The 11,424-nt window shown below is 56.9% G+C and carries 9 protein-coding genes; 5 read left to right on the top strand and 4 right to left on the bottom strand.

What is annotated here, in order from left to right:
• Positions 1–315: rubredoxin-like domain-containing protein (locus RT018_RS12770; RefSeq protein WP_397360306.1), on the top strand; the 315-nt coding region annotated here is incomplete at its 5' end.
• 174 nt (positions 316–489) lie between these two features.
• Here the strand turns inward: RT018_RS12770 and megL are convergent.
• Entirely contained in the window at positions 490–1,686 is a 1,197-nt protein-coding gene (gene megL, locus RT018_RS12765) for a methionine gamma-lyase (RefSeq protein WP_312942575.1), read from the bottom strand.
• A 322-nt stretch (positions 1,687–2,008) separates the two neighbouring features.
• Between megL and RT018_RS12760 the strand changes: the two genes are divergently transcribed.
• From RT018_RS12760 to proS, 3 genes are all read left to right on the top strand, one after another.
• Positions 2,009–2,965, top strand: a complete 957-nt coding sequence (locus RT018_RS12760; protein ID WP_312942574.1) for a LysR family transcriptional regulator — start codon at positions 2,009–2,011, stop codon at positions 2,963–2,965.
• 46 nt (positions 2,966–3,011) lie between these two features.
• Positions 3,012–4,376, top strand: coding sequence for an MATE family efflux transporter (locus RT018_RS12755; RefSeq protein ID WP_312942572.1), 1,365 nt, complete (start codon positions 3,012–3,014; stop codon positions 4,374–4,376).
• Positions 4,377–4,484: 108 nt separating this feature from the next.
• Complete coding sequence (gene proS, locus RT018_RS12750) at positions 4,485–5,924, top strand: proline--tRNA ligase (RefSeq protein ID WP_312942570.1); 1,440 nt, start codon at positions 4,485–4,487, stop codon at positions 5,922–5,924.
• Positions 5,925–6,009: 85 nt separating this feature from the next.
• Here the strand turns inward: proS and RT018_RS12745 are convergent, their stop codons facing one another.
• The 3 genes from RT018_RS12745 to RT018_RS12735 are packed head-to-tail and all read right to left on the bottom strand — an operon-like array spanning position 6,010 to position 9,799.
• Positions 6,010–7,188, bottom strand: a complete 1,179-nt coding sequence (locus RT018_RS12745) for an iron-containing alcohol dehydrogenase (protein WP_312942568.1) — start codon at positions 7,186–7,188, stop codon at positions 6,010–6,012.
• Between the two features lies 1 nt (position 7,189).
• Positions 7,190–8,152, bottom strand: coding sequence for a D-2-hydroxyacid dehydrogenase (locus RT018_RS12740; protein WP_312942567.1), 963 nt, complete (start codon positions 8,150–8,152; stop codon positions 7,190–7,192).
• Positions 8,153–8,197: 45 nt separating this feature from the next.
• The gene (locus RT018_RS12735) at positions 8,198–9,799 is read right to left on the bottom strand and encodes an FAD-dependent protein (protein WP_312942566.1); all 1,602 of its coding nucleotides are present in this window, start codon (positions 9,797–9,799) and stop codon (positions 8,198–8,200) included.
• Between the two features lie 213 nt (positions 9,800–10,012).
• On the opposite strand from RT018_RS12735, the gene RT018_RS12730 reads away from it, so the two are divergent.
• Positions 10,013–11,386 carry a trypsin-like peptidase domain-containing protein gene (locus RT018_RS12730; RefSeq protein ID WP_312942564.1) on the top strand — a complete coding sequence of 458 codons (1,374 nt, stop codon included), beginning with the start codon at positions 10,013–10,015 and terminating at the stop codon, positions 11,384–11,386.
• Positions 11,387–11,424 lie beyond the last annotated feature (38 nt).

Here is an 11,424-nt window from a genome sequence, read left to right as displayed (position 1 = left end):
CCTTATCTCGCGGAGCATATGGTGTCCCGTGTGAGCTGCCGTGTGGTGGATAAGCTGGAAATCGGAAGCTATGTGCTGCTGGTTGGAGAAGCTGTGGACGCCGAGATTCTTGACGGCGGAGAGATGATGACCCTGAAGGAATTTTCCAACCGCGGTAAGAGTGCGCCCCCGACGGCCACTGTGGTGCGCGAAATGGTGGGCAAGGGCTTCCGCTGCACCGTGTGCGGCTATATTTACGAGAGCGAGACGCTGCCCCCGGACTATATTTGTCCGGTGTGCCATGCCCCGGCAAGCAAATTTGTGCCCAACGATTAAAGGCCGAAAATCCGGATTTGCGGAATATTTGAAAAAAACCCTGCGTCCTCCGGCGCTGGAAAACAAGGGACTGAGGAAATACTTCCTCAGTCCCTTGCGTGTTGCGATTCGTTTTGATGTGTAGAATGAACTACAGCCGGGAAAATTCCTTTTGCGGCTTAATTTGGCCGAATCTCACAGGAGGGTATCCAGCGCCGCCTTGAAATCCGCGATGATGTCCTCCGGGTCCTCCAGCCCCACGCTGATGCGGACCAAGCCCTCGCTGATTCCGGCGGAGTTCAGCTCCTCCGGGGTATAGGTGGAATGGGTCATGGAGGCGGGATGCTCCACCAGCGTTTCCGCGTCTCCCAGAGACACGGCAATGACGCACAGTTCCAATTGGTTCAGGGCAGCGGCGGTGGCGGCCCGGTCAGCCTTCAACTCGAAGGCCATCATGCCGCCGGGCAGCTTCATCTGCTTTTGAACGATTTCTCGCCCTTCAAAATCTTCCAGACCAGAATAATACACCTTTGACACTGCGGGATGGTCCCGGAGGAATTCCGCCACCTTCGCGGCGTTTGCGCAGTGGCGCTCCATGCGAAGGCTGAGAGTTTTCAGGCCCCGGTTGATTAAAAATGCATCAAAGGGGCTCAGCACGGCGCCAGTCATGTCTTTCAGTCCGAACATACGGCATTGGCCGATAAAGTCTGCGCTGCCCACCACAAAGCCCGCGATCACGTCTCCGTGTCCGTTGATGTATTTGGTGGCGCTATGGACCACCGTGTCCGCACCCAGCTCCAGCGGGCGCTGGAGATAGGGAGAGCAGAAGGTGTTGTCCACGATGACGCGGATGGAGGGATTGAATTCATGGACAATCCGGGCGATTTCGGCAATGTCGATTACCTTCATGGTGGGGTTGCAGGGCGTTTCAAAATAGACCACCTTTGTATTGCGGCTCAGGTGCTTTTTTAAGTTCTCCGGGCGGCTCAAGTCGGTAAGAGTCACATGTACCCCGAATTTGCGCATCCCGTGGCTTAAAAGGGCATAGGTACAGCCGTAGAGTGTCTCGTCTGCCAGAATCTCGTCCCCTGCCACAACGGAGGTCCACAGGGCGGTGGTGATGGCTCCCATGCCGGATGCGGCGGCAAGTGCCGCCTCGCCCCCCTCCAAGGAGGCCAGCTTTGCTTCAACCTGTGTCAGAGAGGGGTTGCCTAGACGGGTGTATATGTAACCGCTTTCGTTCCCGGCAAATCGGGCTCCGCCTTGCTCCACGGAGGTAAAGGAAAAGGTTGAGGTCTGATAAATGGGAGCACAGAGGGAACCGGCGCTGTTACTTTCCTTTCCTGTGTGAATCTGGCGGGTGGAAAAACCGAGTTTCTGTTCATGTTTCATAATTACCATCCTTTCTGATGGCCCGCTAAGCGGGCAAGCTGGCGGCGGACAAAAAGAGAATTCCCGTTGCAGCGAGACGGAGAAAACCGAAAGCCGTCCCGCAAAGACAATAAATTTACTTGGAAATTGTGAAATATAGCTATATATTCTTAAAAGTAATTAAAAAATTTATATGTCTCAACAATAATATAGCACATTCTGGAAAAAGGCGTTAGCGCTTATTTCCGGAAATCGGTTGCCAGTTTTTCCGATAATGAATTGACAAGGTTGCCGGAAATTTTTATACTGAAGAGAGCAAACTGATTGACAAGGAGGGAGTTTCATGACTTTCCGGCAGCTCTCTTATGTGGTAGAGGTCAGCAGGTGCGGGTCCATCAACAAGGCCGCCCAAAAGCTGTTTCTCTCCCAGTCCGGAATCTCCGCCGCCATCCGGGAGCTGGAGGAAGAGTTGGGCATCCAATTTTTCAGCCGCAGCAACCGGGGCGTGGAATTTACGCCGGAGGGTGAGGAATTTGTCACCCACGCCGTCTCCCTGATGGAGCAGAAGCGACGGATTGAAAGCCTGTATACCGGCGCGCGGTTTGCACCTGCTCCCGTGCGCTTTGCTGTGTCCACCCAGCGCTATCCCTTTGCGGAGGACGCCTTTTTACGTCTACTCAAGACCACGGATGCGTCGGGGTACAGTCTATCCATCCGGGAGACGGGGATGGACGCGGTAATTCAGGACGTGTGCGAGCATCGGGCGGACGTGGGGGTAATTTTCCTCTCGGACCTGACGGAAAAAATAATCCGCCGACGGATGCACGATCAGGATGTGGAGTTTCACGAACTGGCGGCCGTGGCGCCCTGCGTTTATCTGCGCCGTGACCATCCGCTGACCAGCTGTAAAAGTCTGACCGAGACAAAGCTTCTCGAATATCCCTATGCTTGTTTTGAGCACGATCAGGGAGCGGCTGCGGATTTTTCCGAGGAGTACCAGATTCTTACCGACAAAAAGCCCAACAAAATTGTGTGCGTCAACAGTCGCACGGCGATGATGGAGGTGTTGGCGCAAACCGACGCGTTTACTACGGGCAGCGGCCTTCTCACCGCTGGCTTAAGCGATGAACGGGTAATTTCGATTCCACTGGAGGGACGGGGCTTTGTGCGTTTGGGCTGGATTCGGGCAAAAAAAACAAAGACTACGCCGCAGGCGGAGCAGTTTTTGCGCCTGCTGGCTGAATCCGCGGCAGATGCCGCGCGCTATACCCGCGATCTTCAGGCTCGGCGGGCAAAATAGAGAGCTTGAAAAGACCCCTGCAAGAAAAATAATGGAGGAATAAAGCGTGGAAAACCGACAGGAGGTAAAATTTAACCGGATGACCACGGAACCCGTGGGCCGGTTGATCAGTGAGTTGGCCGTGCCATGCATCGTAAGTATGCTGGTGACGGCGATTTACAACATGGCGGACACCTACTTTGTGGGAAAGCTGGAGAGCAACAGCGCCACCGCGGCGGTGGGCGTGGTGTTTTCCCTGATGGCAGTGATTCAAGCCGTGGGTTTTTTCTTTGGACACGGCTCCGGAAATTATATTTCCCGAAAGCTGGGCGCGCAAAATGGAGAGGAAGCCCATCGGATGTCCTCCAGCGGGTTTGCCATGTCGCTGATAGCGGGCGGATTGCTTTGTCTGCTGGGGGAGGTGTTCCTCACGCCGCTGGCAGATTTTCTGGGCGCAACGCCTACCATCCTGCCATACGCAAAGGACTATATGCGCATTATTTTAATCGGCGCGCCGTGGATGACCACGTCTCTGGTGCTGAACAATCAGCTTCGATTTCAGGGCAGTGCGGTGTATGGCATGGTGGGTATCGCCTCCGGAGCGGTGTTGAACGTCATTCTGGACCCCGTGTTCATTTTCGTGCTGGATATGGGCGTGGCCGGAGCGGCACTGGCGACAATCTTGAGCCAGTTTGCCGGATTTTGTCTGCTGCTGTGGCAGAGTGGCCGGGGCGGCAATCTGAGGCCCCGTTTTTCACAGGCGAAAATCAGACTGTTTTACCTGCGGGAAATTACAAAGGGCGGGCTGCCCTCCCTGATACGGCAGGGGCTGATCAGCCTTGCGGTGGTCAGCCTGAACCGGGCGGCCCGGGGGTATGGCGACGCGGTGATTGCCGCCATGGCGGTGGTAAACCGGGTGATGGTATTCGGCAGCTCGGCACTGATTGGCTTTGGGCAGGGCTTTCAGCCTGTGTGCGGGTTTAACTACGGGGCAAAGCTCTATCACCGGGTGCGGAAGGGCTTTTGGTTTTGCGTTAAATGGGGCACCGGTTTTTTGACGGTGATGGGTGTGCTGGGAATCATCTTTGCACCAAAGCTGATTGCCCTTTTCCGAAACGATCCCGAGGTGGTGGCTGTGGGAGCGCGGGCTTTGCGGCTCCAGTGTGCCACCTTCCCGCTCACCGGCTGGGTGGTGTTCAGCAATATGACGCTGCAGACCATTGGCGACACGGGACCTGCTACGCTTCTGGCCGGAGCGCGGCAGGGGGTGTTTTTCATCCCTGTGGTGCTCCTGCTGCCCCGGCTGCTGGATCTTTGGGGCGTGATGCTGGCGCAGCCTCTGTCCGATGTGCTGACCTTTTCCTTGGCTGTGCCTTTGATGCTTCGGGTGCTGGGGAAGATGAAGCGGGCAGAGGAAGCAGCGGAAGAATAACGTTTCCCCGGAAGCAGTTGACAATTTCGCCTGGACTGGATACAATGAGAATTCGATGAAAATACAACATGCAGTTGCAATGAATACAATTATAAAGGAATGAAGAACATGGCACAGGACAAGAGACAGGTGGACGCCATCACGTCCCGAGACACGGATTTCGCTCAATGGTACACCGACGTGTGTAAAAAGGCGGAGCTGATCGACTATACCAGCACGAAGGGAATGTTCGTCCTGCGGCCATACGGGTACGCCATTTGGGAGAACATTCAGCGCATTCTGGACGGAGAATTTAAAAAGACGGGCCATACCAACGTCTCCATGCCTCTTTTGATTCCAGAATCATTGCTGCAAAAGGAAAAGGACCACGTTTCCGGTTTTGCGCCGGAGTGTGCATGGGTCACCATGGGCGGAAGCGAGGAGCTGGAGGAAAAGCTGTGCATCCGCCCCACCTCCGAGACGCTGTTCTGCGACCACTGGAGCCGCGTGGTCCATTCCTGGAGAGACTTACCCATGCTTTATAACCAGTGGTGCAGCGTGCTGCGGTGGGAAAAAACCTCTCGTCCTTTCCTGCGCCACCGGGAGTTTTTGTGGCAAGAGGGGCACACCCTTCACGCCACGGCGGAGGAAGCCGTGGAGGAGACCGAGCAGCAGCTTGAGTGTTATGCCGCCTTCTGCGAGAATTCACTGGCCATGCCGGTGATTCGGGGCCGGAAGACGGAGAAGGAGAAGTTTGCCGGGGCGGAATCCACCTATACGATTGAGTGCATGATGCACGACCACAAGGCGCTTCAGGGCGGCCCCAGCCACTATTTCGGAGACGGCTTTGCCAAAGCCTTTGATATTACCTTCGCGGATAAAAACAACCGCCTTACCAATCCTTTCGAGACGTCCTGGGGCCTGTCCACCCGCATCATCGGCGGGCTTATCATGACCCACGGAGACGACAACGGTTTGGTGCTCCCGCCCAAGGTGGCCCCCATTCAGGCGGTGGTTATTCCCGTGGCTATGCATAAGGAGGGTGTGCTGGAAGCGGCGGAGGCCCTGCGCGCGCGTCTGGCGGCTGCGGGTATTCGGGTGAAGCTGGACGATTCCGACAACTCCCCGGGCTGGAAGTTTGCCGAGTATGAGATGAAGGGCGTGCCTCTGCGGGTGGAAATCGGCCCCAAGGATATCGAAAAGGGCCAGTGCGTCGCCGCTCGGCGGGACACGGGGGAGAAAGTCTTCATTCCTCTCGCAGAGTTGGAGACGGCGGCAGAGGGGTTGCTGAACGAAATTCACGACAATCTATACGCCATGGCTCTGAAAAACCGCGAGGACAACACCTTTGATATCAAAACTCCCGCCGAGGCAAAAGCCATTGCCGAGGGCAAGGGCGGATTCCTCCGCTCCAAGTGGTGCGGAGAGGAAGCGTGCGAAGTGGCGATGAAGGAGCAGGCAGGCGTTACCTCCCGCTGCATGCCTCTGATTCAGTCCGGGACGGAGGGCGTGTGTCCCGTATGCGGCAAGTCCTGTAAAACCGATATTTTCTGGGGCGTGGCTTATTAAAGGCAAAGCGTTCCAACGAATCATAGAAGAAAAAGATTCCCCCATTGCGTATCACGCAATGGGGGAATCTTTCTTATAAAATATCTTACTCCGCCAGATGCAAAATGGCGGTCATTTCTTCGGGGCCAATCTTCACAAAGCTGCCGAAGGGGAAGCCGCCGGGCTTCTCCCCGCGGTGAGCGGTCATGACGGAGATGTCTTCCGCCTTGGCACCGATGTCCGACAGGGTGAGGGGCATTCCAATGGACTTTAAAAATGCCCGGAACCGGGCAATGCCCGCTTTGGCGGTCACCTCGGGGTGAGCGAAATCCATGTCGCAATCCCAAACACGGACGGCAAACTGGGCAAATCGGTTTACATCGTGGGGCAGGACGTACTCCATCCACGCGGGCATGACCACCGCAAGGCCAGCGCCATGGGCGCAGTCGTAAAGCGCGGAAAGCTCATGCTCAATCTGATGGCTGGCCCAGTCCTGTGCGCGGCCTGTGCCGCAGAGGTTGTTATGGGCCAGCATCCCCGCCCACATCAGGTCTGCACGTGCGGCGTAGTCGTCCGGATTTTCAAGGGCCTTGGGCGCGGCGGCGATGATGGTTTTCATCAACGCTTCGCCCAGACGGTCGGTTATGTCCACGTCCTTGGTGTTGGTAAAATATCGCTCCATAATGTGGGCCAGCATGTCGGTTACGCCGCTGGCAGTTTGATAGGCAGGGAGAGAACAGGTGTAGCTGGGGTCCAGAACTGAGAATTTGGGCCGGATCAGGTCTGATTTCGGGCAGCCCCACTTCAGGTTGCCTTCCTCCCGCGTGATAACGCAGCTATCGGAGCCTTCGGATCCCGCCGCTGCGATGGTTAGCACCACGCCTACGGGCAAAACGGTTTCAATGGAATGCTTGCCCGCAAAAATGTCCCAGAAGTCCCCGTCGTAGGGCACGCCCATGGAGATGGCTTTTGCCGTGTCGATGACGGAGCCGCCGCCAAGAGCCAGCAAAAAATCGCATCCATCCCTGCGGCAGAGTTCGATGCCCTCATAGACTTTTCCGCTGCGGGGGTTGGCCTGAACGCCGGACAGTTCGCTGAAAGAAATTCCGGCTTCCTTTAGCGAGGCCGTCACGGCATCGTAGGACCCGTTCCGCTTCACGGAGCCGCCGCCGATTACCAGCAGAACCTTGTGACCGCCGAACTGGCGCACCAATTCTCCGGAGCGCCTCGCTTCTCCGTCGCCGAAAGCAAACAGGGTGGGGGAGTAGAAGGTGAAGTTATTCATATCAATATCCTTTTTTCAAGTCGACAAGACGGGCAAGGGGTTTGCCTGCGGCGTAATTTTCCAAATCATCGCAGAACAGAGACACTGTTTTGTCGCAGGTATAGCCCAGCGTCATGTTGCCCGCCACGTGGGGGGTCAACAATAGATTTTTGGTATCCCACAGAGGATGGTCCGCCGGCAGAGGCTCCGGTGTCATCACGTCCAGCGCGGCCCCGGCAAGCTTCCCCGCATTCAGCGCGTCCATCAGGGCCTCCTGATCAATGGCGGAGCCGCGGCCCACGTTTACCAGAATGGCATCGGGGGGCAGCAGGGCAATGCGCTCTTTTGTCATAAAGCCGATGGTTTCGGGCGTGGAGGGCATGGCCATCACCAGAATGTCCGTTTCAGGAAGAACGGAATCCACCTCCGTCATAGAAACCACCCGGTCAAATACCTCGTCGGGACTGCGACCGCTGCGGTTTACGCCCGTGATGTCTGCGGGCTGAAGCGCTTTGGCACGCTTTGCGAAGGTGGTGCCGATATCGCCCGTGCCAAGCATGGTCAGGCGGCTGCCCTGAATGGAGCGGATGGGAAGATCGTTGGTCCAGCCGCGCTCTCGAATGATGCGGGTATAGTCGAGCATTTTCCGCTGAAGCATCAGTGTCACCATCAGAATGTGCTCCGCGATGGTCACTCCGTAGGCCCCGGAGGAATTGGTGAGCAGAACGCCCTCTGGAAACCGGAAGGGCGGCTGATAGGGGTCCACGCCCGCATAAGAGCAACAGTACCACTTCAGACCCGGAGCCTCGGCCAGCAGAGAGCGCCAGTGCCCAAACAGCACTTCGCAGTCTTCAAGTTGCCCGGCAGCATCCTCCTTGGTGAGGTAATAGCGGGCGGAGAAACCGTGCTTTTCCGCCGCGGCGTCAATTTGCCGCTTGTGGGCCTCGGTAATGAATTCATTGACGACACAGATAATCCGGCTCATGTTCATTCCTCCTTAAAAGATTACAGTGTAGGGGCGTTTCCCAGTTTATAAGGAGCGCTTATTTGGCGCTTCAATCATTTTCTCAGCGCACCGCAGTCCATCCGCCGCGGCGGAGAGGATTCCGCCAGCGTAGCCCGCTCCCTCACCGCAGGGATATAGGCCCCGCAGTGGGCTTTGAAGTGTCTCATCCCGCAGAATGCGCACAGGGGACGAACTGCGGCTCTCCACGGCGGTTAACACCGCGTCGCCCGTGGCAAAGCCCGAAAGCTTCCGGTCCAGAAGGGGCAGTGCCTGGGCCAGCGCGTCGCATACAAAGGCGGGAAGGCACTCCCGCAGGTTTGTCCATTTCACACCGGGACGGTAGGTGGGCTTCACCCGGCCAGGGCCCTGTGAGGGGCGGTTTTCCAAGAAATCCTCGACTCGCTGAGCCGGAGCAAGGTATCCGCTCCCGCCTGCGGCAAAGGCGGCTTCTTCCAGCCTGCGCTGAAATTCCACGCCCGCAAGGGGACCGTCCCCGCCGAAATCCTCCGGTGTGACGTTTACAAGCAATCCACCGTTGATGTTCTCCCCGTCTCGGGCAAAACGGCTCATACCGTTGGTAACTAACCGCCCTTCCTCTGACGCGGCGGCCACAACTTCTCCGCCAGGGCAGACGCAGAAGGAGAAAACGCCCCGTCCCTCCGGCAGATGGCAGGAGAGCTTGTAGGAAGACACGGGGAGACCTGGATGGCCCGCATACTTCTTATATTGTACCCCGTCCATGTCCGCCTGCAAATGCTCAATGCGCACCCCCACGGCAAAGGGCTTTGCCTCCATGGGAATCTGCGCGGCAAGGAGTGCTTCAAACGTGTCCCGGGCGGAATGGCCGATTGCCAGAAGAAGCTGGCGACATGGAAGGGAATACGGGCCGTCCGGCCCCTCCACAGTGACGCCGGACAGGGCGCCGTTTTCTGTTTGCAGGTCTGTCAGACGGGACACAAACCGAAGATCGGCTCCAAGGTCCAGCAGCTCCTGATGCAGATTTTTGAGGACGATATGAAGCATATCCGTGCCCACATGAGGTTTTGCGTCAATTAAAATGTCCTCGGGCGCACCGAAGCGGACCAGCTCTTCCAAAATGAAGCGGTGGCGGACATCCTTTGTGCCGGTATTCAGCTTGCCGTCGGAAAACGCACCTGCGCCGCCCTCGCCAAACTGGACGTTGGACTGGAGGTCCAGCGTTCCCGTTTGAAAAAATCGCTCCACGTCCTCCTGCCGCTGCTCCACAGGCTTGCCGCGCTCCAGCACAATGGGCCGCAGGCCCGCCCGGGCAAGCAGCAGCGCGGCGAACAGACCTGCCGGTCCCGCGCCCACCACCACCGGCGGAATCGCCGCCGGCGGCCCAGACTCCGGGAGAGTATAGGTGGGGGAGGGGGTATAGCGGGATACTTTTGCATTGTGGCAGCGGCGAAAGAGCTTGTCCTCCTCCTCCACCTCCACCGCCACGGTGTAAACTAGCTCCGGGTCCTCCCGGGCATCCACGCTACGGCGGAGAATGTGAATGCTTTTGATTTCGTGCTCGCCGACGCGCAAAATACGGGCGGCCTCCCGCACTAGCTCCCGCAAGTTTCTTCCGGGTCGCTGTTTCAGTCCTTCTATTTTCAGCAAACTTTTCTGCGTCCTTTCATATTCTTTTAAGCTAAGCATACTATACTTCCCTCAAAGGTGCAAGAAAGAAGTGCCGCAAAGAAGCGGCCGAACGCATTTTTAAGTTTCAAAAATTTTTATATCCCGTTCATTTGTACGACATGTCTCTCCGTAATACTTGTTTTATAAAACAGGCAGGAGACGACGCCGAATATACATCAGGAGGAAATCATTATGTATAACGACGAAAAAAATCTGTATCATTACACTTATCGCAAAGATGGCAGTGAGCCGTGGGATAGCAGAGCGGTGGTGGACGCTCCGTACCGGGAGAGCCGGGACGAGGGCCCGGGGAAAAAGGCGAATAAGAACCGCGGGGGCGCGAAAATCGTGGCGCTTGCCCTGAGCTGCGCATTGCTTGGCGGTGCGGCAGGAGCAGGGGTAGCTACGTGGGGTGGTTTCGGCGGTGGAAATTCCACCGATGTGTACATGTCCAACCGCACGGCCGCCACCGTCTCCGTCAAAGCGGTGGACGGGAAGAACGCCATGACCGATGCGGAGGTTTACGCCTCCAATGTCAACTCTGTGGTTTCCATCAGCACGACCGGAAGCTCCGGGACCAATTATTTCGGCCAAGTCGTGGAGACGGCCTCCGCCGGATCCGGCTTTGTGCTGACCAACGACGGCTATATTGTCACCAACCAGCATGTGGTGGCCAATGCCAACACGGTGAAGGTGACGCTTTACAACGGTGACACCTATGATGCGTCGATCATCGGCAGTGACCAGCAGTATGACATTGCGGTTTTGAAAATTGAAGCTACCGGGCTCCAGCCCGTGACTATGGGCGACAGCGACACGCTGAATGTGGGTGACCATGTGTTGGCGGTGGGCAACCCGCTGGGCGACCTCACCTTCTCCATGAGCGGCGGAATGGTTTCCAGCGTGAACCGGGCCATTAACGTGGATGGCACACCCTTTAACATGATCCAGACCGATGCGTCCATTAACCCCGGCAACTCCGGAGGCCCCCTGTTCAACCAGTATGGCGAAGTAGTGGGCATTGTGTCCGCCAAGTACTCCTCTTATTCCAGCCAATCCGTGGAGGGTCTGGGCTTTGCGATTCCCATGAACGACGTGTTGGCTATGATTCAGGATATTATGACCAACGGCTATGTCACGAACAAGCCCTATCTCGGCATCAATCAGGGCACCATGACCGCGCAGATGGCGGCGCAGTACCGCTATGACGTGTCCAAGGGAGTGTTTGTATACTCCGTGGAGAAGGGCAGCGCGGCCGATAAGGCGGGTCTGAAAATGGGCGATGTGATTACCAAGGTGGACGATACCGACATTGCCACGTCGGAGGATTTGGTGGCTTTGAAAAAGACCTATTCTGCCGGAGAGACCTCTACCTTTACCATTTACCGTGCAGGAGGCTATCAAACCGTGGAGGTTACCTGGGACAGCGTGCCTGCCGATGGTGAGAAAAACCAATCCTCTCAGCAGGGGGAGGCGCAGCAGCCCACCCAAGACGGGGGTAACCGCTATGGCGGCAGCATGGAAGACCTCTTCAACTACTTCTTCAACGGCGGATATAACCGCTAAGCGCGTAAGAACAGACCGAGGGCGGAAGCAAAGCTTCC

Origin of the sequence: Oscillibacter sp. (assembly GCF_032060045.1) — a bacterium.
Taxonomy (GTDB): Bacteria; Bacillota; Clostridia; order Oscillospirales; family Oscillospiraceae; genus Oscillibacter.
The sequence above is the reverse complement of the archived record's forward strand: the minus strand, read 5'-3'. Positions and strand labels throughout refer to the sequence as shown.